This is a genomic window from Nocardia sp. NPDC006044, from assembly GCF_042871115.1.
Classification (GTDB): domain Bacteria; phylum Actinomycetota; class Actinomycetes; order Mycobacteriales; family Mycobacteriaceae; genus Nocardia.
In genome coordinates this window covers 2,290,621-2,315,290 of sequence record NZ_JBIAID010000001.1, presented here as the reverse complement: position 1 = coordinate 2,315,290, position 24,670 = coordinate 2,290,621, and the positions used below count along the sequence as shown (strand labels likewise).

General features: G+C 69.8%; 11 protein-coding genes. 2 read left to right on the top strand and 9 right to left on the bottom strand.

Annotated elements, in window-relative coordinates; genetic code table 11:
* Positions 1 to 106: 106 nt before the first annotated feature.
* The gene (locus ACFYO1_RS10900) at positions 107 to 442 is read right to left on the bottom strand and encodes a hypothetical protein (protein ID WP_378716567.1); all 336 of its coding nucleotides are present in this window, start codon (positions 440 to 442) and stop codon (positions 107 to 109) included.
* A 268-nt stretch (positions 443 to 710) separates the two neighbouring features.
* On the opposite strand from ACFYO1_RS10900, the gene ACFYO1_RS10895 reads away from it, so the two are divergent.
* Entirely contained in the window at positions 711 to 1,046 is a 336-nt protein-coding gene (locus tag ACFYO1_RS10895) for an RNA polymerase-binding protein RbpA (protein ID WP_040731279.1), read from the top strand.
* A gap of 203 nt (positions 1,047 to 1,249) precedes the next feature.
* Positions 1,250 to 2,179: an alpha/beta hydrolase fold domain-containing protein gene (locus tag ACFYO1_RS10890; protein ID WP_387229282.1), complete on the top strand. Its 930-nt coding sequence runs from the start codon at positions 1,250 to 1,252 to the stop codon at positions 2,177 to 2,179.
* Here ACFYO1_RS10890 and ACFYO1_RS10885 read toward each other — a convergent pair.
* The 8 genes from ACFYO1_RS10885 to ACFYO1_RS10850 form a co-directional block, all read right to left on the bottom strand.
* The gene (locus ACFYO1_RS10885; protein WP_387231838.1) at positions 2,176 to 2,958 is read right to left on the bottom strand and encodes an ABC transporter permease; all 783 of its coding nucleotides are present in this window, start codon (positions 2,956 to 2,958) and stop codon (positions 2,176 to 2,178) included. The two genes, ACFYO1_RS10890 and ACFYO1_RS10885, sit on opposite strands and share 4 nt — an antisense overlap.
* 62 nt (positions 2,959 to 3,020) lie before the next feature.
* On the bottom strand, positions 3,021 to 4,016 hold the full coding sequence (locus ACFYO1_RS10880; RefSeq protein WP_387229280.1) for an ATP-binding cassette domain-containing protein: 996 nt from the start codon (positions 4,014 to 4,016) through the stop codon (positions 3,021 to 3,023).
* Between the two features lie 55 nt (positions 4,017 to 4,071).
* Positions 4,072 to 17,895: an amino acid adenylation domain-containing protein gene (locus ACFYO1_RS10875; protein WP_387229277.1), complete on the bottom strand. Its 13,824-nt coding sequence runs from the start codon at positions 17,893 to 17,895 to the stop codon at positions 4,072 to 4,074.
* 359 nt (positions 17,896 to 18,254) lie between these two features.
* A complete protein-coding gene (gene lnt / locus ACFYO1_RS10870) occupies positions 18,255 to 20,087 on the bottom strand; it encodes an apolipoprotein N-acyltransferase (RefSeq protein WP_387229275.1) in 1,833 nt (610 codons plus the stop codon).
* A gap of 908 nt (positions 20,088 to 20,995) precedes the next feature.
* Entirely contained in the window at positions 20,996 to 22,591 is a 1,596-nt protein-coding gene (locus tag ACFYO1_RS10865; RefSeq protein ID WP_387229272.1) for an amidohydrolase, read from the bottom strand.
* Between the two features lie 40 nt (positions 22,592 to 22,631).
* On the bottom strand, positions 22,632 to 22,874 hold the full coding sequence (locus ACFYO1_RS10860) for a hypothetical protein (RefSeq protein ID WP_387229270.1): 243 nt from the start codon (positions 22,872 to 22,874) through the stop codon (positions 22,632 to 22,634).
* A 76-nt stretch (positions 22,875 to 22,950) separates the two neighbouring features.
* The gene (locus ACFYO1_RS10855; RefSeq protein WP_387229268.1) at positions 22,951 to 23,433 is read right to left on the bottom strand and encodes an FxsA family protein; all 483 of its coding nucleotides are present in this window, start codon (positions 23,431 to 23,433) and stop codon (positions 22,951 to 22,953) included.
* An 88-nt stretch (positions 23,434 to 23,521) separates the two neighbouring features.
* The gene (locus ACFYO1_RS10850) at positions 23,522 to 24,661 is read right to left on the bottom strand and encodes an FAD-dependent oxidoreductase (RefSeq protein ID WP_387229266.1); all 1,140 of its coding nucleotides are present in this window, start codon (positions 24,659 to 24,661) and stop codon (positions 23,522 to 23,524) included.
* Positions 24,662 to 24,670 lie beyond the last annotated feature (9 nt).

The following is a 24,670-nucleotide window of genomic DNA, read 5'->3' as shown; positions in this document are numbered from 1 at the left end:
GTGGCGGCGAAGTGCGAGAGGGGTCCGCCATGGTGTGCCACTGAATCTGGGTTCGGTACTGCCACCCGCCAGCGTTAGGCGATGGAGGTCGGGAGGTGCGGGCTGGTCAGCGTAGGCGTTCGGCATCTCGGGTCAGTTCGAGCAAGGTTTTGCCCAGCGTCGCCAGTTCATCGGGGCTCGCGCCCTCTTCGATGGCGATGGCGACGTCCTCGGCGGCGCAGCGCGCGGCGAACCAGCGGTCGGCCAGGTCGGCGGCCTCTTGGGCGCTGAGCACGACGGAGTCGTCGGGGATGCCGGTCCCTTTGAGACTGTTGCGGTGTTCGTAGGCGCGTTGACGACAGGATTGACGGCAGTACCGGCGACGACGCCCGGCCTCCGACTCCACGATCTCCCGCCCGCACCACAGGCAGGACAGCTGGCGAGAGTGACGACGATCAGAGATGGAACACACCCCCTAGCGGGACAGCAAGCGGCGCGACATGACGCAGAACCTTAATCGCTCGACGCCCGGAACCCGCTCAGCGACCCCCGAGAACCGCCCGACGGCGGGCGCGGCGTGCTCGGCGCGCCGTTGGCACTACAATGGAACGGTTCCGCGGCCCGTCGGGAACTATCGGCGCAGGCCCGTTCGTTGCACATAAGGTCCAGCGAGCACCACCCGCTCGTACGGTCGCAGCAACAAGACTCGAGCACACAGGGAGAGGCACACCATGGCAGATCGCGTACTCCGGGGCAGTCGGCTCGGAGCGGTGAGCTACGAGACCGATCGCGACCACGACCTGGCTCCACGTCGGATCGCCCGGTACCGCACCGACAACGGTGAAGAGTTCGACGTCCCGTTCGCCGACGACGCCGAGATCCCCCCGACGTGGCTTTGCCGCAACGGTCAGGAAGGCATGCTGATCGAGGGCACCACGGTCGAGACCAAGAAGGTCAAGCCCCCGCGCACCCACTGGGACATGCTCCTGGAGCGCCGCAGCAAGGAAGAGCTCGAGGAGCTGCTCAAGGAGCGCCTCGACCTGCTCAAGACACGCCGCCGCGTCTAGGTCGCACCAGCCGAAAAGGCCGCCCGCATCGTCCGATGCGGGCGGCCTTTCGCGTACCCCGTCAGTGAAACCCGCACCGGCGGCGCGTGACGCGCGTCCAGGGGACCAGGCTCGCCCCGGAGGGTTCGGGCGAGATCCGCTGGGGTACTTAGGGTCTGGCGTGGCATATCTGGATGTCGCGGCCGGCGTGGGGAGGTCGAAGAATGGCGCAGCAGATCGATGTGAGTCCGGCAGCCCGGGAATTCGCCGAGCAGATCTGGCAGTCGGGGGTGAAGCAACTGGTGGTGACGGTCGAGGCGGCGAAGGCCGCGGTGGAGATGACACGGCAGTTTCCGCTGCCGAAGGAACCGCCGGCCGAGTTCACCGAGCAGTTCGCGGTCGATACCGAGGTCATCACCGATGCGCGCGGCAATGTGTGGGTCGTGTACACGGCGACCGAGCGGGACCGGGAGCCCGAACGGACCGTCCTGTACACCCACGGTGGCGGTTTCGTGCTGCGGATGTCGCCGGACGGCTGGCGGCAGTGCGCGGAGGTGATCACCGAAACCGCTGCGCGCCTGGTCATTCCGCTGTATCCGCTGGCGCCCGAGGGCACCGGTGAGGTCATTCCGGAGATGATCGCCGACCTCGCGGCGAAGTCGATCGCCGACGAGGGCCCCGAGCGGGTGACGTTGCTCGGCACCTCCGTCGGCGCGACGATCACCCTGTCGGCGGCGCAGATCCTGCGCGATCGCGGGGTGCCGAATCCGCACCTGACCGCGCTGATCGCGCCGGTCCTGGACAGCCGCTACGCCGATCCGGAGATGGCGGAGCTCGATCCGCTCGACCCGTTCCTCAGTCCGGAAGGGTGCCGTTATTTCGGCAGCCTGTACCGCGGCGACCTGGACGTGACCGACGCCAGGGTGAGCCCGATGTTCGGCGACAACGACCACCTCGGCCGCGTCCTGCTGTTCAGCGGCACCTACGACATCCTGAACTGCCAGGCCCGTAAGTTCGCGGCCATGGCGCCGTCGTTCACCGGCACCCGGCTCGAGTATCACGAGGCGCCGCAGATGATCCACATCTGGATGGACGCTCCGATACCCGAGGGACGGGCCGCGCGGGAGACGCTCTTCGAGGCGATCCGGGGTTAGTGACTGGCCACCCTCCGGTAGCGCAGCAGCGCCAGCGGAACCGCGACCGCGAGAATGACGAGTGAGCAGCCGATCGCATACCCGACACAGTGATCGGCGGCCCACCCGGTCGGATGCCCGAACGAGGGCGGGGCGTCGTTGTCGAAGAGCTTGCGGCCGGCCGCGGAGACCGCGGTGATCGGATTCCACTCGGCGATCGTGCGCAGCGGCCCCGGCAGGGTATCGCTGGAGATGAACGCCGAGGAGATGAACGACAGGGGGAACATCCAGATCAGCCCCGCACTCTGCGCCACTTCGACGGTCGGCGACAGCAGGCCGGTGAGCGCGCCGACCCAGGACATCGCGAAGGCGAAGAGCAGGATCACCCCGAAAGCCAGTGCGGCGTCGGCGATTCCGCCGTTGATCCGCCAGCCGACCACATACCCGCAGCCGACCATGACGACGACGCTGAGCACATTCACCACCAGATCGGACAACGTGCGCCCCATCAGCACCGCCAGCCGCGACATCGGCAGCGTGCGCATCCGATCGATGATGCCCTTCTGCAAGTCGCTGGCCAGCCCGACCGTGGTGAACGCCGCATTGAATGCCACCGTCTGCGTCAGGATCCCGGCCACCAGGAACTCCCGATACTGACTACCGCCCAGCGACCCGCCGAAGATGTAGGCGAACAGGAACACGAACATCAACGGCTGAATCGTCGCGGTCACCAGCAACGTCGGCACCCGCAGGATGGTCAGCAGGTTCCGCTGCGCGACGATCGCGCTGTCCCGGAAGATCCGCAACTGCGGCCCCGAATCCAGCTGAGCCACTTGCCTTTTAGGCGCTTCAACAACGGCGGTCACGAAAGAATCTCCTCTGTCACGTCATCGGTTTCTGGCTGGCGCTCGGCCGAATCACGGGCCGAAGTGCCGGTGAGCGAAAGGAATACGTCGTCGAGGCTCGGACGATGGACGTTCGCGTCCACCACGCACACGCCCGCGTCATCGAGCCGGCGCAGGGCCTCGACCATGGTGCGCGAGCCGTCGCCGACCACGACCGACGCCTCGTTGGTGTCCGCCTCGTGGCTCGGTTCGCCGATGCCGACCTGGGCGAGCACCGTCAGTGCCGGTTTCACGTCCTGCCCGGCGGCGAGGGTGACGGTGAGCCGGTCACCGCCGATGGACATCTTCAGTTCGTCCGCGGATCCGCGCGCGATCACCCGGCCGCGGTCGATCACGGTGATCCGGTCCGCGAGCAGATCGGCTTCCTCCAGATACTGCGTGGTCAGCAGCACGGTGGTGCCGTCGTCGACGAGTTCGCCGATGACGCGCCACATGTCGAGCCGCCCGCGCGGATCGAGCCCGGTGGTCGGCTCGTCCAGCACCACCACCGCGGGCCGGGCGACGAGCGCGCCGGCCAGGTCGAGCCGCCGCGCCATGCCGCCGGAGTAGGTGCCCGCGCGGCGGTCCGCGGCGTGTTCCAAGCCGAACGCGCTCAACAGCTCCACCGCGCGCACCGTCGACTGCCGCGGCGACATCCCGTACAGCCGGGCCACCATGCGCAGGTTCTCGTATCCGGACAGGTTCGCGTCCACCGCGGCGTACTGACCGGACAGCCCGATCCGCCGCCGCGCCGCCCCCGGATTGCGCAACACGTCCACCCCGGCCACCCGGACCGACCCGGCGTCCGGGCTGAGCAACGTGGTGACGATGCGGACCGTCGTCGTCTTGCCCGCCCCGTTCGGCCCGAGCAGCCCCATCACGGTGCCGGCCGGAATGTGCAGGTCGATGTTGTCCAGTACCCGGATCTTGCCGTAGCTCTTCACCAGGCCGTGCACTTCTACTGCCAAGCTCACTGGTTTACCTCCCCGAGCGCCGCCCTCGCGGCCGGTCTGTCGGCGGACCCCTGCGTCACCTTTGCTTCTCCTTCTTTCTGATCCCGATGGCAGGCTTGTCGGATCGCGAACCGTTCTTGGTGCGTTTCGGGTCGCCGCCGGCCGGGAGCGATCCGTTGGCCAGCGGCAGCCCGGGGTCGCCGTCCAGCTCGCGGCGTAAGACCGAACCGATCGCCGCCAGCGATTCGGGTGCGGTCATCGCCGAATGCCGGCACGGCAGTTCGTGATCGTGAATCGCGCCGGTCACGAACGGCTGCCACGCGACCGCCCTGCGCTCCGGATCGGCCCGGTTGATCTCGTCCGCGGCGGCGGTGAAGAACACCACGTCACCGTCGAACACCCGGGGCCGGAAGCCGTGCGCGAGCAGCGTGCCGTTGGTGTAGCCGGCGTAGAGCCGTTCGAGGTGCTCGACGGTGAGCGCCGCGAACGGCCCCGGCCGCTCGCGCAGCAGTTCGGCCGCGTCGCGCAGGTTCATCGCCGGGTCGATCGGGGCGTCGAGCCGGCCGCTGCCGAACTCCTCGATGATCTCGGCCACGCTCGGGATCGCGTGCTCGAGCCAGGCATCGGAGAGCCGGTAGCTGTCCATCATCGACAGCAGCGCGACCTCGTCGCCCGCGTCCTGCAGGCGCACCGCGACCTCGTGTGCGATCAGCCCGCCGAGCGACCAGCCGAGCAGGTGGTACGGCCCGACCGGCTGGATCGACTTGATATGGGCCACATACTGTCCGGCGGCCTCGGCGATCGAGGCGAACCCGTCCTCCCCCGCGACGTGCGGCGCCTGCAACCCGTACACCGGGCGGTCCGGCGCGAGGTGCGCGAGCAACCCCGAGTAGCACCAGGCCAGCCCGATCGCGGGATGGATGCAGAACAGCGGCGCCGCGGCGCCGTTCGGGCGGATCGGCAGCACCGGTCCCAGCGCGGCCGCGATGCCCGCGCCGGAACCGTCGAGCCGGCCGGCGATGGCGGCCGGGGTCGCCTCGCCGAACATCAGCTGCACCGGCAGGTCGAGCCCGTTGGCCCGCACCTGCGCAACCACCTTCGTGGCCAGCAGCGAATTGCCGCCGAGCTCGAAGAACCCGTCGTCGGCGCCCACCGATTCCAGGCCGAGCACTGCGGCGAAGGCCGCGCACAGTGCCGACTCGGTCGGCGTCGACGGTGCCCGATACCCCTCGGCGGCGGCGAATACCGGTTCCGGCAACGCTTTCCGGTCCAGCTTGCCGACCGGGCTGAGCGGCACCCGGTCGAGCAACATGATCGATTGCGGCACCATGTAATTCGGCACCAGCTCGGCCACGTGCTCGGTCAGCTCGGCCGCGCTGACCCCGTTGCGTGCCTTCACATACGACACCAGCGCGGTGGTTCCCGCGGGTGTGCGATGGCCGATGGTGGTGGCGAACTCGACCGCGCCGTGCCGGGACAGCGCCGCGTCGATCTCGCCGAGTTCGATACGGAAGCCACGGATCTTCACCTGATGGTCGGTGCGGCCGACGTACTCGATCTCGCGGCCGGAGCCGGTGTCGCGGCCCGCGGACAGCGAGCCCGTCCCGGACCACCAGCGCACGAGGTCGCCGGTGCGGTACATCCGCTCTCCCGGCTTGCCGTACGGATTGGCGACGAACCGCTGCGCCGTCAGCCCCGGTCGGTTGAGATAGCCCCGCGCCAGCGCGGCGCCGGACAGTTGCAGCTCGCCGGTGACGCCCACCGGCGCCGGATGCAGGCGGGTGTCCAGGATGGTCGCGCTGACCCCGCGGATCGGGCCGCCGATGGTGATCGGACCGCCGGGTGTCAGTGGCTGCCCGATCACCGTGACGATGGTCGTCTCGGTGGGCCCGTACACGTTGTACAGGTTGCGGTTCGGCGCCCAGCGGGTGACCAGGTCCGGCGGCAGCGCCTCGCCGCCGACCAGCACGTGCCGCAGTTCGGTGACGCCGGTCGGATCGACCGTGCCGAGCGCGGAGGTGGTGATGAACGCGTGCGTGATCGCCTCGTCGATGAACACCCGGCCCAGGTCGTCCCCGCCGACCACGCCGGGCGGCGTGATCACCAGGGTGGCCGCGCCACCCAGTGCGAGCAGCAGGTCGAGCATCGCGGCGTCGAAACTCGGTGTCGCGAAATGCAATACGCGGCAGCCGGGCCGGACGTCGAAGCGCTGCGCGGTCTCCGCGGCGAAGTTGGACAGGCCGCCGTGGGTGACCACCACGCCCTTCGGCGTGCCGGTCGAACCGGAGGTGTAGATCACGTACGCCGGGTTGTCCAGCCGCAGCGGCGCGTTGCGCTCCGCGGCGGCGATCGACGCGTCGGACGAGTCGAGCACCAGGCCGCGGAAGTTCGCGTCGTCCAGCACGATCCACTCGACCCCGCCGGGCAGTGCGGCACGGTAGTCGCCGAGCGTGATACCCAGTGCCGCACCCGAATCCGACAGCATGTGGGTGATCCGGTGCGCCGGGTACAGCGGGTCGACGGGCACGAACGCGGCGCCGGCCTTGGCCACCGCGAGCACCGTCGCCACCGACTCGACCGATCGCGGAATGCCCAGCGCCACCAGCGTTTCCGGGCCGACGCCGCGCCCGATCAGCACCCGCGCCAGCCGGTTCGTCCACCGGTCGAGCGCGTCATAGCTGACCTGAGTGTCCTGCGCGCGCAACGCGATCGCCTTGCGGTCGACGTTCACTGCCGCCTCGAACACCTCCGGCAGGGTGACCGGACGGTCCGGCTCGGCACCGCGCACCGGGGCGAGCCCGGACCATTCGGCGGGATCGAGCAGCTCCAGATCCCCCACCGCGGTGGTCGGATTCGCGGCGACCGCGGTCAGCAGCCGCACCAGCCGCTTGCCGAGCAGCAGCGCGGTCTGCTCGTCGAACAGATCGCTCGCGTAGTTCACCGACAGGCTGATGCCGGCCGGATCGCGTTCGGGCGTCTGCGATTCGGTGAGGGTGAATTGCAGATCGAACTTGGCGATGCCGGTGTCCACGTCGGCCGCCTCGATCCGCAGATCGGGCAGGTCCAGCGCGCGCACCGGCTGGTTCTGCACCGACAGCATCACCTGGAACATCGGGTGATGTGCCTGCGAGCGAGCCGGATTCAGCACCTCGACGAGCCGCTCGAACGGCACGTCGGCGTGCGCGAACGCGTCCAGGTCGGTGTCGCGGACGGTGTGCAGCAGGTCGGTGAACCTGGCGTCCGGATCGATCCGGGTGCGCAGCACCAGCGTGTTGACGAACATGCCGATCAACCGGTCCAGCGCGGGGTGGCCGCGGCCGGCGATGGGCGTGCCGACGGTGATGTCGTCGGTCGCGGTCATCCGGTGCAGCAGCACCGCGAGCGCGGCGTGCAGCACCATGAACATGCTGACGTTGTTGCTGGTCGCGACGGTGTGCAGTTCCCGGTGGGTGTCGGCGTCGATCGCGCACTCGACCAGTCCGCCGCGATACGACGGCGTCGGCGGACGCCGCCGGTCGGCGGGCACGGTGAGCAGTTCGGGGCTGCCGTCCAGGGTGCGCCGCCAGAAGGCGAGCTGCCGGCTCAGCACCGAATCGGCGTCGTTCTCGGCGCCGAGCGTCTCCTGTTGCCACAGCGTGTAATCCGCGTACTGGACGGCGAGCTCGGACCACTCCGGCGTGCGTCCGGCACAGGCCGCCCGGTAGGCGGTGGCCACGTCGAGCGCCATCGGCTCGAGCGACCAGCCGTCCATGGCGATGTGGTGCACCACCAGGACCAGCACGTGCTCGTCGGACACCTCGGCCGGGTTCTGCACGCCGGTGTCGCCGTCGGGCGAGACCGAGATCAGCGCGGCCCGGATCGGCACCATGCCCGCGAGATCGAATCCCGGTGCGGCGAAACGGCGTACGGCGTCGTCCACTTCGGCCGGGGTGACCGTCGCGACGAACAGCGTGATCGCGGCGGCGGCGAGATCGAGCACCTGCTGGGCCGGTTCGCCGTTGGTCTCGGGGAACACCGTCCGCAGCGTCTCGTGCCTGGCCTGCACCGCGTGCAACGCCATGACCAGCGCGTCGACATCGAGTTTGCCGTTCATCCGCAGCACGACCGGCACGTTGTAGGCGCCCGCCGTCTGCTCGGCCGCTTCGCCGGATCCGTTGAACCGGTTGAGGAACCACAGCCTGCGCTGGGCCGCCGACAGCGGAATCCGCTCGGGCCGGTGGCGGCGCACCAGTGCGGGACGCGCGTCCGCGCCGGCCGGCCCGGAGTCGAGCAGCGCGGCCAGCGCGGACACCTTCGGCGCGGCGAACACGGTGCGGACCTCGAGCCGGATATTCGTCGCCGCGGCCAGCCGGGCGACGAGTTGCGTTGCCAGCAACGAGTTTCCGCCGATATCGAAGAAGCTGTCGTCGGCGTTCACCGCGTCGACGCCGACCAGGTCCGCCATCACCTCGGCGACCAGCAGTTCGGACCGGGTCTGCGGCGCCCGCGCGGCAACGCCGGCGACGAGCTGCGGTTCGGGCAGCGCGGCGGTGTCCAGCTTGCCCACCGGGGTGAGCGGAATCCGGTCCAGCACGGTGATGCTCGTGGGCACCATGTGCGACGGCAACTGCGCGCCCAGATGGGCGCGCACCGCCTCCACATCCACACCCGCGTGCTCGTCGGCGGCTTGGACGAAAGACACGATCCGGTCCGCGCCCGCGATCTGGCGAACCTCGGTGTGCGCGAACCGCACTCCGGGATGCTCGCCGAGCGCGGCGGTGATCTCGCCGAGCTCGATGCGGAAGCCACGCACCTTCACCTGATGGTCGCTGCGGCCGAGATAGCAGAGCTCGCCGGCCGCGTTCCAGCGCACCACGTCACCGGTGCGGTACAGCCGCGCGCCCGCGGGACCGTACGGGTCGGCCACGAAACGCGATGCGGTGAGCCCGAATCGGTCGAAGTAGCCGCGGGCCACGCCGTGTCCGCCGAGGTACAGATCGCCGGGCACGCCGACCGGCACCGGACGCAGCCGCTCGTCCAGCACCAGTGCCCGCGCGCCGCGGACCAGGGTGCCGATGGTGACCGGCCGGTCCGCGGTGAGCGTCGCGATGGTGGCCACGACGGTCGTCTCGGTCGGCCCGTACCCGTTGAACATCGCCCGTCCCGGCGCCCAGAGGGCCACCAGGTCGGGCGCGCACGCCTCGCCGCCGACCATCAGCGCACGCAGGTGCGGCAGCGGCCAGCGTTCGTGGTCGATGGTGGACAGCGCGGCCGGGGTCAGGAAGGTGTGGGTGATCCGCTCCCGCTCCAGCAGCGCGGCCAGCTCGTCGCCGCCGTAGACCTCCGGCGGGCAGATCACCATCGCCGCGCCGGACCCCACCGCGAGCAGCAGGTCCAGCATGGCCGCGTCGAAGCTCGGCGAGGAGAAGTGCAGCGTGCGCGACTCGCGGTCGACCCGCATGCGGTCGCGCAGCTCGTCGGCGAAGTTGGACAGTCCGGCATGGGTGACCGCGACGCCCTTGGGTTTTCCGGTGGAGCCGGAGGTGTAGATCAGGTACGCGAGGTCGGCCGCCTCGATGGTGCACAGCCGGTCGAGGTCGTCGACCAGCGCGTCGTCGTAGGTATCGAGCTCGGTCACGAAGTCGGGCTCATCAAGCAGCAGCCACTCGGTCGACGGGCCGTCGAGGGTGGCCGCGTGCAGCCGGTCGGCGTGTTCGGTGACGGTGACGCCGACCCAGCAGCCCGCGTCGCCGAGCATGTGCCGCACCCGGTCGGCCGGATAGTTCGGGTCGACCGGCACGAACGCGGCGCCGGACTTGACCACCGCGAGCAGGGTGACGACGGACTCGACCGAGCGGGTGAGCCCCAGCGCGACCCGGTCGCCGATCCCGATGTCCCGCGCGAGCAGGGCCCGCGCCAGCCGATTCGAGCGGCGGTCCACCTCGGCGTAGGTGAGCGTGGTGGCGCCCGACTGCACCGCGGTGCGCTGCGGATGCATGTGCGCGGTGGCGGTGAAGTACGCGGACAACGTGCACTGCGGGGTGGTCGCGCCGCCGGTCGCCGGGGCGAACAGGCGCCGCTCCCGTTCGGTGCGGGCGTCGATGTCGCGCACCAGGACTCGCGGATCGGCGGTGATCGCGGCGAGCACCCGCAGGAACCGATCGGCCAGGGTGTGGATCGTCGACTCATCGAAAAGCTCGGCGGCGTAGACGAATTCGAAGGCCTGCCCGGGTTCGCCCGGCCCGGCGTCGCACCCGATGTGGGCGACCCGCAGTTCCAGGTCGAACTTCGCCAGCGCGATGTCGAGCTCTTCGGCGCGCAATGCCAGACCCGGCAGTTCCAGCACCGGAACCGGTCCGTCCTGCACGCTCAACGCCACCTGGAACAGCGGGTGGCGACCGAAACTGCGGGCCTCGCGGCCCAATTCCTCGACGATGCGCTCGAACGGTATGTCCGCGTGCGCCATCGCGGCCAGCTCGGTGTCGCGATCGGCGCGCAGCTGGCCCGCGAAGGTGCGGTCCGGATCGACATCCGAACGCAGCACGAGCGTGTTGACGAACATGCCGACCAGCTCGTCGAGCTTGGTGTCGGTGCGGCCCGCGACCGGCGTGCCGATCACGATGTCGCGGCCGCCGGTCACCGAGCGCAACAGCACGGCAAGCGCCGAGCGCAGCACCATGAACATGCTGACGCCCTGCTCCTTGCCCAGGTCGGCGAGCGCACGCTGGACCGGTTCGGGCACCGTGAATTTCACCGCGCCCGCCCGCTGCGTCGGCTCCGCGGGGCGCGGCCGGTCGTAGGGCAGGGGCAGTTCGTCGGGCAGGTCGGCCAGCGCGGTGCGCCAGTAGGCCAGCTGGCTGCCCGCGAGGCTCTCCGGATCGTTCTCGTCGCCGAGGCAGGCGCGCTGCCACAGCCCGAAGTCGGCGTACTGCACCGGAAGTGGCGCCCACGCCGGTGCGGCGCCCTCGTGCCGGGCCACGTAGGCGGCGGCCAGGTCCCGGGTCAGCGGGCCGAGCGACCAGCCGTCGGCGGCGATGTGGTGCACCACGATGCCGAGCAGGTAGCGCTCGGATCCGGTGCGCAGCAACGTCGTTCGCAACGGAGTGGCGCGGACGAGATCGAAGCCGGTGTGCGCGAGGGTGCGCAGCGCGGCCGCGGCGCCCGCGTCGTCGACGTCGATCGGATCGATCGACGGGAGCGCGCGCGAGGTCGGCAGCACCGACTGCTGGGCACCGTTGCTGTCCTCCGGGAAGACCGTGCGCAGTACCTCGTGCCGCTCGACCACATCGGTGAGCGCCGCCCGCAGGGCCGCCACATCCAGATCACCCGCGATGCGGATAACGAAAGCGATGTTATATGCGCTCGATTCGGGAGAAAATCGATTGAGGAACCACAGTCGCTGCTGCGGCAGCGACAATGGAATGCGTCCCGGGCGCGTGGTCTGCACAGCCAGCGCCAACCGCTGCGTCCGGGGCGCTTCCGTGAGCCGCTCGGCGACGCCGGCGATGGTGGGCGCCTCGAAGATCACCCGCACCGGCAGGTCCACCCCGAACTCCGCGTGCAGCGCCGCGGCGAGGCGGGTGGCGAGCAGGGAGTTACCGCCGACGTCGAAGAAGCTGTCCTCCGCGCCGGTGATCGGGCGGCCGAGGATGTCGCCGAACACGCCCGCGACCCGCGACTCGAGCTCGCCGCTCGGCGCGCGCGACGAACCGAGGGCGGCGAAAACGGGTTCCGGGAACGCCTTTCGGTCCAGCTTGCCCGCCGGGGTGACCGGCAGCTCGTCCAGCACGATAACCGAGGCGGGCACCATGTATCCGGGCAGCCGCTGCCGCGCGGTCTCGACGATCGCGGCGGCGTCCACCGGTTGATCGGCGGTGACATACGAGGCGAGCCGCGGCTGGCCCTGCTCGTCGGTGTGCACGATGGTGAGCGCGAAACTCACGCCGGGATGCTCGCGCAGCACGTGGTCGATCTCGCGCAACTCGATGCGGAACCCGCGGATCTTGATCTGATCGTCGGCCCGGCCGAGGAAGCGCAGCCGGCCGCTGTGCTCGACCACCACCAGGTCGCCGGTGCGGTACATGCGCTCGCCGCGCCGGCCGTGCGGGTTTGCCGGGAACCGTTGCGCGGTAAGGGCGTATCGCCCGTGATAGCCGCGCGCCAGGCCGGGTCCGGACAGGTACAGCTCGCCCGGCGTGCCCGGTGGCACCGGATGCAGCCGTCCGTCCAGCACGAACAGCCGCATGCCGCGGATCGGCCTGCCCAGCGGCACCGGGCGGCCCGGGACCATCGGGCCGGTCGCGGTGGCCGCGACGGTCGCCTCGGACGGGCCGTACATGTTGTGCATGCGGTGCCGGGCCGACCAGGTCTCGACCAGTTCTTCCGAGCACGCCTCACCGCCGACGATCACCGCCTCGAGCTCGTCGAGCCCGGCGGTCGGCACGGTGGCCAGCGCGGCGGGGGTGACGAAGGCGTGGGTGACCCGTTCCGCGCGCAGGAACGCGGCGAGTTCGGCGCCGCCGTACAGGCCGGCCGGCGCCACCACGATGGTCGCGCCCGCGGCGAAACCGAGCAGCAGCTCCAGCACCGACGCGTCGAAGCTCGGTGACGAGAAGTGCAGTGTCCGAGCCGAATCCGAGACGCCGAACAGGTGCATCTGCTCGTGTGCCAGGGACGCGAGCCCGGCGTGGGTGATGATCACCGCCTTCGGGGTGCCGGTGGAGCCCGAGGTGTAGATCAGGTACGCCGGGTGCACCGTGCACAGCGGATGGTGCCGGTCGGCGTCGGTGATGGGATCGGTGGAGTAGGCGACGGATTCGGCGGCCAGCTCGGCGGAACCGAGCACCAGCCAGTCCACGTGATGCTTGCGGTGGCGGCCGCGCGGCGAGGGCCACTCCGGCATGGCCGCGAGGCATTCCGCGTCGGTCAGGCCGAGCAGCGCGCCGGAGTCGGTGATCATGTGCGCGATCCGCTCGCCGGGGTAGCCCGGATCGATCGGCACATACGCCGCACCGGTTTTCGCGACCGCCCAGACCGCGGTGATGGCGTCCAGGCCGCGCGGCAGCGCGATGGCGACGACCACCTCGGGGCCCGCGCCGTGCTCGATCAGCGCGCGGGCCAGCTTGTTCGACGTCTCGTCGAGCTCGCGGTAGGTGGTGTCGATGCCCAGGTAGCGCACCGCGACCGCGTCCGGCAGCCGTTCGGCGGTGTCGGTGAGCAGCCGGGCCAGGGTGGTGAACGGCTCGGCCGGCGAACCGGCGATCGGTACCAGGTTTGCCAGTTCGCGCTGGTCCAAGATGGTCAGGTCGCCGATCGGCATGCTCGGCGCGGCGACCACCGCGTTCAGCACGGCGACGAAGCGGCGGGCGAAGGACTCGACCGTCGATTTGTCGAAGATGTCGGTGGCGTAGCCGAATTCGGCGGTCAGCGGTCCGTCGGAGGTGTCGTCGTGCACCACCAGCTGCAGGTCGAACTTGGCGATGTCGGAGACGATCGGCAGCACCTCGGCGCGCACGCCGGACAACTCGACCCGCAGGTCGGGTGCGCGGTCGTAGGACAGCATCACCTGGAACAGCGGATGCCGGGCGGCGGAGCGTTCCGGGTTGACCACCTCGACCAGCCGCTCGAACGGCACGTCGGCGTTGGCGAAGGCGTTGAGGTCGGTCTCGCGGGCCACGTCCAGCATCCGGTCGAAACCGGCCGCCGGGTCGATCTCGGTGCGCAGCACCAGCGTGTTCACGAACATGCCGACCAGATCGTCCAGCGCCGGATCGGAACGACCCGCGATCGGCGTACCGATGGCGATGTCGGTGCTCGCGCACAGCCGCGACAGCAGCGTGGCCAGCGCGGCGTGCAGCACCATGAACATGCTCACGCCCCGGGTGGTCGCGAGTTCACCTGCCGCGCGGCGGATTTCGGGGGAGATGGTGAATTCGACCCGGCCGCCGGTGGTGGCGCGGCGCAGCGGCCGCAGGCGGTCCAGCGGCAGGTCGAGCTGGTCCGGCAGGCCGGCCAGCGCCGAATGCCAGTGTGTCAGTTGGGCGCTCAGCGCGCTGGCCGGGTCGGACTCGGCGCCGAGCAGTTCGCGCTGCCACAGCGCGAAGTCGGCGTACTGCACCGGCAGCGGCGCCCACTGCGGTGCGTGGCCCTCGGCGCGCGCGGACACCGCGGTCATGAGATCCCTGGCCAGCGGCGCGATCGACCAGCCGTCACCGCAGATGTGGTGCAGCACGAGCAGGAACACCCAGCTGTCCGGCCCGGTGGCGTAGAGCGCCACCCGGATCGGGGCCTGGATGCGCAGATCGAAGCCGTACCCGGCGAATTCGGTGGCCAGCGCAGCCACGTCGGCCCCGGTGGCGTCGATCGGGTCCAGCGTCAGCGGGATCTCGGCGGCCGGATGGATCAGCTGGCACGGCCCGTCCGCGGATTCCGGGAAGGTGGTGCGCAGGCTCTCGTGCCGTTCGATCACGTCGACCAGGCCGGCCCGCAGCGCCTCGACATCGAGCGCGCCCTCGATCCGCACGGCCAGCGGCATGTTGTAGGCCGCGGCGTGTTCGGCGAACCGGTTGAGGATCCACAGCCGCTGCTGGGCGAGCGACAGCGGAATCCGCTCCGGGCGGTCGGCGGCAACGAGTTTCGGCGAGGCGACATCGGCGGTGTGGGTGGCGAAGCACTGGGTGAGCGCGGCGATGGTGGACGCCTCGAACAGGTCGCGGATGGTCAGTCCGGTGCCGAGGGCGGCATTGATCCTGGCCACCGCGCGGGCGGCAATGAGCGAGTTGCCGCCGAGGTCGAAGAAGCTGTCCTCGACGCCGATGTCGTCGGTGCCCAGCACCTCGGCGAAGATGCGGGCCAGCACGCGCTCCACCTCGGTGCGTGGCTCGGCCGTCGACCGGCCGGCCGAGCGAGCGCCCACCGCGGGCGCGGGCAGCGCCTTGCGGTCGATCTTGCCGTTGGCGCTGAGCGGCAGTTCGTCGAGCTCCATCAGCGCGGACGGCACCATGTAGGCGGGCAGGGTGCGGCGCAGCGCGGTGAGCAGCGCGGCCGTATCGATCCGGGACACCGGGTGCGGCCCGCCGGTGGACGGCACCGCGGGGCGGTACTCCTCGGCGTCGGGCACCGCGACGACATAGGCGACCAGTTCGTCGCCGTTGCGTCCGGTGTGGGCCACGCAGACCGCCCTGGCGACCCGGTCGTCGGCCAGCAGCGCCGCCTCGATCTCGCCGAGTTCGATGCGCAGGCCGCGAATCTTGACCTGGAAGTCGCTGCGGCCCATGTATTCCAGCACGCCGGGACGGCCGGTCGTGAGCTGCCAGCGCGCGAGGTCGCCGGTGCGGTACATCCGGGCGCCGGGCGCAAAGGGATTGGCCACGAAGCGATCCGCGGTCAGCCTCGGCTGGCCGAGGTAGCCGCGGGCCAGCTGGACACCGGCCAGATACAGCTCCCCCACCACGCCGGGCGGCACCGGGCGCAGACGCGAATCCAGCACGTAGGTCTGGGTATTCCAGACCGGTGAGCCGATCGGCACGCTCGTCGGATCGGCCGGGCACGGCCAGTAGGTGACGTCGACCGCGGCCTCGGTCGGGCCGTACAGGTTGTGCAGGGCTGGGCCGTGCCTGTGGGTGGCGGCGGGCAAACCCTGCGGGGCGGGCGAACGCAGAGCGGCGTGGAAGTCCCGGACCGTCGCGGCGGGCAACGCCTCACCACTGCAGAACACCTGGCGCAGTGCGGTGCAACCGCGCACGTCGGTGTCGGTGACGAAGACCGACAGCATGGACGGCACGAAATGCGCCGTGGTGATCCGCTTTTCGGTGATCAGCCGGGCGAGGTAGCCGGGGTCGCGATGGCCGTCGTGCTCGGCGACGACCAGGCGCGCGCCGATCTGCAAGGGCCAGAAGAACTCCCAGACCGATACGTCGAAGGTGGCCGGGGTCTTCTGCAAGACCGCGTCGGTGTGGTCGAGCGGATATTCGTGCTGCATCCAGCGCAGCCGGTTGACGATCGCGGCGTGCGTGACGCCGACGCCCTTGGGCTTGCCGGTCGAGCCGGAGGTGAAGATCACGTAGGCGAGGTGGTCGGCGCGCAGCGCGCAGGTGCGGTCGGCGTCGGTGATCGGCGAACCGGGGTAGCCGGACAGGTCGGCGGTGTCGACGGCGAGCCGGTTCACCGGCAGGGTGAGCTCGTCGCGGTCGGCGGTCAGCACGCAGACCGGTGCTGCCTGCCGCACGATCTGTTCGATGCGCTCGGCCGGATGTTCCGGATCCAGCGGCAGGTAGGCCGCGCCCGCCTTGACGATCGCGTACATGCCGACGACGAGGTCGAGACTGCGGCGCAGGCACAGCGCGACCACGCGCTCCGGGCCCGCGCCGCGGGCGATGAGCAGCCGGGCGAGGCGGTTGGCGCGGTCGTCGAGTTCGGCGTAAGTGATTGCCTCGTCGCCGAATTCGAGTGCGATGGTGTCGGGGCAGCTCGCGACGCGCTCGGCGAACAGGCTCGCGAGGGTGCCGGTGTGCGGCGGGGTCTCGGTCGCGTTCCAGTCGTGCAGGACCCGGGTGCGTTCGGCCGCGGTGATGGCGGTGAGCGTCTCCGTGCGGGTGTCCGGCGCGGCGGTCAGGAAGCGGGTGAGGAAATCGAGGTAGCGCTCGTGGTGGGTGCTCACCTCGGTTTCGCTGTAGAGCCGCGGATTGGCCTCGAAATCGACGTGGATGCGGTTGCCGACGCCGTTGTACAGGTTGATCGACAGATCTTCGACGGGCCCGGTGGCCAGCACGTTGAGCGAGCCGACCAGGTTGCCGAACTTCAGCTCGTTGTGGAACAGCATGATGTTGACCATCGGCCCGAAAAAGCCGCGGGCGTCGCGGGAGTAGCCGCAATCGCGGCGGATGTCGTCGTGACGGTAGCGCTGGTGGCGCAGCGCGCCGGTGATCTGGAGTTCGGCGGCCTTCACCACGTCGGCGACGGTGGTCTCGGCGGTGAACCGCAGCCGGATCGGCACCACGTTGGAGATCACGCCCGCGGACCGGCGCAGCGAGACCGTGGTGCGCGCGGAGACCGGCAGGCTGAGCACCACATCCGGATTCCCGGTCACCGAGCGCACATACGCGCCCAGCGCCGCGACGAACAGCGCCGAGTTGGCGGTGCCGAACTCGGCGGTCGCGGTGTCCACCGCGGACTGGGCGCGGTCGTCGAGCACGGCGGTGGCGGTGCGCCGGCCCACGTCGTGACTGGCCGCGGTGACGGTGACGCCGCTGAGGCTCATCGGCTCGCCGGCCCCGGCCAGCTGCTCGAGCCAGTAGTCGCGGTCCGCGCGGAACCGGCTGGTGTCGCGGTAGCGCACCTCGTCGGCGTAGATCTCGGTCAGCGGCATAGCCCGGGACGCGACGGGCTCGGTGTGGTTCTCCAGCGCGGTGTAGATCTCCGCGGTGCGGGTGAGCGCGTTCATCGCGCCGTAGCCGTCGATCACGATGTGATGGGCACGGGCGTACCAGATATAGTCCGAATCCCCGGTGCGCAGCACCACATTCGTGCTGAGCGGATCGCGTTCGAGATCGATCGGCGTGCTGGCATGCTCGTGCATCCAGCGCAGCGCCGCGGCGTGCGGGTCGGCCTCGTGGCGCAGATCGACCCGCGCCCAGCCGGGTCTACGGGCGGGATCGACCAGCTGATGCGGGATTCCGTCGATCTCGCGCAGGCGCACCTGGCCGACCTGGGTCTCCGCGCCGAACCGCTCGATGGCGTAGAGCAGGCGCCCGACGTCCAGGTCACCGTGGATCTCCACATACTGGGCGATGGTCAAGGGCACATCCGGGCGGATCCGCTGTGCGTACCAGAGCGCCGTTTGCGCCGGCGACAAAACGAACGGTTGTGCCGAAAATTCGCCGGATGAACATTGGTCGACGCGATCCGTGGCCAATGAACTCATCAATCACTCCGTTCTGCCGCTGTTGAAGCAACTCCACGTGCATCGCCACACAGTCGGCGCGCAGGCGCCGACCACGGACGTGATCTACGCCTTTAGATTCGGAGCGTTAGAACGGGCGGATTGCCGACGAGTTGGATTTGTTTCACATCCAACGCCGTTGGCGGGTCATGATTTTGGTAGCTACACCATCGCGAACTGGGCGATTTGGGCGCTTTGCGACAGAGAAACGCCAGGAAGATAGGTGACGCGACAAGAAAACGCCCGCGTACCCCACCCGACTCGGCGAATATTGCGCTACATCACAATTCGGCTACAGATGCCACAGAAAATACCGGGCGTCCGGTCCGGTATCGCCGTTGTCAGGAGACGGATTGTCCGATCTCGGCGTTCCGGTCGGTCGTCTCCTCGGTTCGGGAGCGCCGCCGCCGGACCGCCACCCCGGCCACCGACGCCGCCACGGTCAGCGCGACGAAGACACGCTCCGGCGCCGGACCCACCCGAGTCGCGATGGTGTTGCTGGTGCGCAGCGGCAGATCGGCGACCAAGGCGGCGGGCACGAACTGCGGGGTCTCCTGCGCCACAGTGCCGTCCGCGGCAATGATCGCACTCACCCCCGAGGTGGCCGCGACGACGAGGGCACGGCCGTGTTCGACCGCCCGGATCCGCGACATCGCCAGCTGCTGATAGGTCATCTCGCTGTCTCCGAAGGTCGCGTTGTTCGTCGGCACGGTGAGCAGTTGGGCGCCCGCGCGCATCGCGTCCTCGAAGGCGCGGTCGAAGGCGACCTCATAGCAGGTCGCGACGCCGATATCGACGCCGTCGGCGCGCACCACGCCGTCGCCGTGGCCCGGCACGAAATATCCGGCGCGGTCGGCGTATTCGGAGAACAGGCGGAAGAACGAGCGCATCGGCAGGTACTCGCCGAACGGCTGGATGATCTTCTTGTCGTGCCGCTCCCCCGGGCCTGCCGCGCCGTTCCACACGATGACGGAATTGGTGGTGGTGCGGTCGCTGTTCACCAGCACCGCGCCGACCAGGATGGGTGCGCCGATCTGTTCGGAGGCCTCGGTGATGATCGTGGCGGCGTCGGCGTTGCGCAGGGGATCGATGTCGGAGGAGTTCTCCGGCCAGATCACCACATCCGGCTGCTTCGCCTGGCCGGCTTCGATTGCGCGGGCCAGTTCCTTCGTGCGGCGGACGTGATTGTCCAACACAGCGCGGCGTTGCGCGTTGAAGTCGAGCCCCAGTCGCGGGACGCTGCCCTGGATCGCGGCGACGGTGATGGTGCGGTCGCCCTGGCTCGGGTCGGGCAGGGTGAGGCTGAGGAGCAGGCCGGCGATCGGCATGACGATCAATGCCGATGCGGCGGTGAAGAACGCGATCCGCGGGGTAGATGCGCGATGCTGCTCGTCTACGGCATTGCCGACATCAGCACGCGAGGTGGACGCGCGACGCTCATCGGCTGCGGCTTGATGCTCTTCTGCTGGAGCGCCATTGCCCATTGTCGATGCGTTGTCCACGGTTTCGACAGCGCTGTCCTGCGACGATGCATCCTCCACCGAGGCGGTACTATTCGGCGCCTGTCCACCGTCTTCCGGGGCGACCGGTGTGGTCCCGGACGCACCCACGCGCGCCGATCGCACGGCCAGAATCAGTGCCGCCGCACCGGTTCCGGTGAGCGCCACCGCGAAACTGACCATCGGTGCTCCACCGATGGAAGCCAGCGAGAGGAACCATCCGTCGGCCTGCCCGAATGCCAAACGCCCCCAAGGAAATCCACCGAACGGAAAACTCGACCGCACCCACTCGGCGCTCGCCCATGCCAGCGCCACCCACAACGGCCACCCGGGCAACCTGCCCACCAGCCGCGCAATCACCCCGAACAGCCCGATGTACACCGCGCACACCGTGGACAACGCCAGCCACGGCACCGGCCCCACATAGATTCCGGTCCACGGCAACAGCGGAACGAAAAACGCCAGCCCCGCCAGGAACCCGTACCCGAACCCGCTACGCAACCGTCCACTGTCCCGCACGACCAGCGTGAGCACCGTGATCCCCACCGGCGCGAGAAACCACCACGGCCGCGGCGGAAAACTCCCGAACAGCAACAGCCCGCCCACGATCGCCGCCACCGACCGCCACAACACCGGATACCGGCTCAACACCGCCGGAACTCGCTCACGCACCACGAGTGGTCACCTTCCCATCCGCTACAGCGGCGAGTGCCGCGATTCTCCGATTCCCCATCGCCGCACCGCTCCACCGGCCTCCCCGAACCCGGCAACCCCGCAACCGCATCCGCCCTCGCGCCGACGCGCCCCTCGAATCCCCATCGACGCCCACACCGATCCGCACCCGATTCCTGGGCACCCCACCGACGACAGCCCCTGTGCCGCCGCCGAATTCAGCCACACCGCTACGCCACACCAAATCCCGCGCCCACACACTCAACCCCACCCGACCGACGCTCCAGCATCCATCGGGGTACCCACCGGCATTCGCAATAGCGCCCTCGAGATCAGACGAAACCGCACCGACGACGAACGATGTCGCACCGATGAATTCCGCCGCGCCACTATGCAAGGGCAAGTCCGACACCCGCGCAATCACTTTCGCACGACCAACGCTCGAACTACCGCTGGCGTGCCCACCAGTACGTGCACTGGCTTCCTCACGATCCGCGGAGATAGCTCTGACGACAACCGTTGGTGCACCGGCAGATTCGGCCGCACCGCTATGCCGCGACCAGTCCGGCACCAACGCACGGACTCCGCTCGAACTCCTACTCGCATGCCCACCAGCACTCGCGCTGGCTTCATTGCGATCCGCTGAAACAGCTCTGACAACCGTTGGTGCACCGGCGAATTCGGTCGTATCGCTACGACATGGCAAGTTCGGCGTTCGCGCGTTCAACTCGCTGCGGCTTTCGGTCGAGTTCGTTGTGGGATGGGCGCATGCGCGGCCCGTCGGCGCATCGCCGGTGGGCGGAGTGGCGCCGGACAACTCGGCCACGTTGTCGTGAAGACGTGCGACTCGGGGTGGCGGGCCGGGGTCGGCTGGGCTAGCCGGAGGTTCGCGGCGCACCTGGGTGGGGTGGTCACGCTGCATAGATGGTGGTTCCGCGGTGGACGGTGCGCAGGCAGGTGGGCAGGGGTGAGTCGGGTGCCAGCGGGGGGAGGCCGGGGACGCGGGAGCGGGGGTCGGTGGACCAGCGTTGGACGGTGTCGGCGGCCGCGGCGACGACCAGTTGGTCGGCGTCCCAGATCGCGTAGGAGGCGGGGGCGCCGGGGACGAGGGTGCCGGCGACGCCGTCGCGGACGCCGCCCGCGCGCCAGGCGCCTCGGGTGGCGGCGGCGAAAGCGGCTCGCGGAGAGAGGGAATGGCCCGGGGTGTGGTGGTTGGCGGCGGCGCGGACGGCGGACCACGGATCGAGCGGGGTGACCGGGGCGTCGGAGCCGAGGGCCAGGGAGATGCCCGCGGATGCCATGGCGGCGAAGGGATTCAGGGTGGCGGCGCGGTCGGCGCCGAGGCGGGCGGCGTACATGCCGTCGGGTCCGCCCCAGGCCGCGTCGAATCCCGGTTGGACGCTGGCGATCACGCCCCAGGAGGCGAGCTTGGCGATTTGATCGGCGTCGAGCAGTTCGGCGTGTTCGACGCGGTGGCCGCGGGCGGCGACGGCCGGACCGCCGAATTCGCCGACCACGCGGTCGAATCCGGCGATGATCGCGTCCATCGCGGCGTCGCCGATCACGTGGAAGCCGGCCTGGATGCCCGCCTCCGTGCAGGCGCGCACGTGCGCGGCGATGCCGTCGGCGTCGAGGTAGGCGCGGCCGGTGCCGGCGTCATCGGCGTACGGGTCGCGCAGCCAGGCGGTGTGCGAGCCGATCGAACCGTCGACGAACAGGTCGCCGCCGAGCGCGTGCACACCGAGTTCGGCGATGAGAGCGCGCGCTTCCTCGGCACTGCCGACCGCTTCGCCCCAGTAGGCACGCACCTGCACGCCGTGCTGGAAGTCGAGCAGTTCGCGAATGTCGGTGCGGCCGGAGATCTCCGGGCCGGCGCACTCGTGCACCGCGACGATGCCGTGCGCGGCGGCGTGGTCGAGTGCGGCGGTTCTGGCTCGATCCCGTTGGGCCCGATCGAGTTCCGCGAGCACGGTGGTGCGGACGAGATGGTGGGCGGTCGCGCGCACCGGTTCGCCGCGGGTGTAGCCGTCGGCGGCGGTCACCTGCGGCATGGCGTCGAGCAGGGCCGTGGACACCACGGCCGAATGCGCGTCCACCCGGGACAGGTACACATGCCGGGCGCCCGCGGCCTTGTCGATCTCCTCGACCGTGGGCGGACGGCCCTCGGGCCAGGTGGTCTCGTCCCAGCCGTCACCGAGAATCGCGCCCTCGGGCCGGGCCGCGGCGAACTCGCTCAGCAGGGTCAGGCAATGCTCGAGCGACCGCGCCACGGACAGGTCGAGCCCGGTGAGTTTCAGCCCCAGCGCGGTGACGTGCACGTGCGGATCGACGAAGGCCGGTGCGACGAACGCGCCGTCCAGCTCGATGATCTCGGCGTCCGGGTGCAGCGCCCGGCCCGGTTGCTCGGCGCCCAGCCACACCACGGTCCCGTCGGTCACCGCCATCGCTGTCGCGTCGGGGGAACTGGAACTGTAGAAACGACCGCCGATCAGCAACTGGGTTCTCACGGGAGACCAGTCTGCCGTATGCCGGATTCAGGCTTTCAGGTCAGCCGTTCAAGACCGGCTGCGGTGCCGTGTCCTCCGGGCACGCCAGCACCGTCATCACCTCGGCGAACTGGCTCGTACCTAGGCGTGAGCCGGACCGGTAACCCGCTTCGACGGCGATGAGTTCCAGCCGCAGCGCCGCCGCGGTGAAACCAGAGATCGACTGTCCGGCAGCTGCCGCAGCTTTCTTGACCGCTGCGGCCAGCTCCTCGCTCACCGTGATGGTGAGTTGCTCGGTGGCCATCGCGCCACCATAGCCCCGTTCGGCCCGGATCCCTAGCCCGCCCGCGCGCCTTTACTACCCGTTGGTAATAGCGAAACTATGGCTTGGTAATCGCGCGGCGCGCGTTGCCTTGCCCGTCGTCGTACCACTGCTGCACCACGACCCCGTCGACCACATCACCGCCGTCGATCACCACGCCGCGATACGGCATCGCGGCGGTCATCTTGCCGATCCGGCGGGCGGCGAACGCGGCGACCAGCGGACGCACCAGCATCCGGGTCGGCGGCAACAGCAGCAACAAGCCGAACAGCGAGGTGACCAGGCCGGGCACGAACATCAGGAACCCGCCCGCGGCGACCAGCGCGCCGTCGGCGACCGCGGTGCCCGGCGGGATCTCCCCGCGACCGGCCCGCCGGAACTGCTCGAACACCCGCCGGCCCTGCGAACCGATCAGCAGCATGCCCGCGGCGGAACCGGCGATCAGCAGCAGGATGGCGGGAATCACACCGAGCCACTGGCCGACGGCGACCAGTGCGATGATCTCGGTGATCACGTAGAGGACGAATACTAGGGCGGGCATGGCGATCCTTTCGGACGATCTACCCTGTGCAACGCCCGGCGGCGCGAATTTTCTCCCGAATCCGCCTGAGAGCCCGCTGAGATCCTGCTCAGGCGGCCGGTTCGCCGTAGGAACTCATCTGGGCCAGCAGCTTGTCCAGTGCGTCCGGGCCGAACATGAGGGCCTGGTTGGCGGCGGATTCGGCGGCCAGTTCGGCACTGCGCGGGAAGAGGGCCGTTTCGTAGGCGTGCAGGGCCTGCTCGAGGTCGGGATGGGTGATCAGCGCGGTGGCGAGTTCGGCGCCGTCGAGCAGTGCGAGGTTCGCCCCTTCGCCCGCGAACGGTGACATGAGGTGAGCGGCGTCGCCGAGCAGGGTGACGCCGGGGACGCGGTCCCAGCTGTGGCCGATCGGCAGGGCATGGATGAGACGCGGAACGAGTGGACCCTCGGCATCGGCGACCAGCGCGCGCAGCGCGTCGTCCCAATCCTGGAAGCGTTGCAGGACATAGTCTTTGGCCGACGGCGTGTCGGTGAAGTCGATACTGTTCAGCCAGTCCGCCGGCGCGGCGAGGGCGACGTAGGTGTGCACGGAGCCGTCGGTTTCCCGGTGGGAGAGCATGCCTTTGCCGTCGGCGAGGGCGAACATCATTCCGCCGCCGGCCAATTCGGCCGCGGCGGGGTTTCGGGTGGCGGCGTCGGGTAGGTCGCATTCGACGAAGGAGACACCGGTGTAAGCGGGGGTGGCCGTGGACAGCAGCGGCCTGATCTTGGACCAGGCTCCGTCCGCGCCGATCAGCAGGTCGGTGGTGAAGGTGGAGCCGTCGGCGAGGATCACCTCGTGCCTGCCGTCGCCAACCGCACGCGCATCGACCACTTTTGTGCCCCAGCGAATCGTATTGTCCGGCAACGAGTTCAGCAGCAAGCGGCGCAGGTCGTTACGGTCGATCTCGGGTCGGTCGCCGTCGCCGCCGTCTTCCTGCATGCGGATGTTGCCGTGCTTGTCGATGATGTGCATTTCTTCGCCGCCGGCGTGCACGAGCGCGCGGAACTCCTCGAACAAGCCCGCGGCGCGCAACGCCGCTTGGCCCGATTCGACGTGTATGTCGAGCATGCCGCCCTGACCGCGAGCGTCCGGCGAAGCGTCGAGTTCGTAGACGGCCGTTGCTATTCCGTGCACGTGCAGAACGCGGGCGAGCACGAGACCGCTGAGGCCGGCGCCGATCACGGCGATGGGATGGTGTTGCGACATGGCATTCCC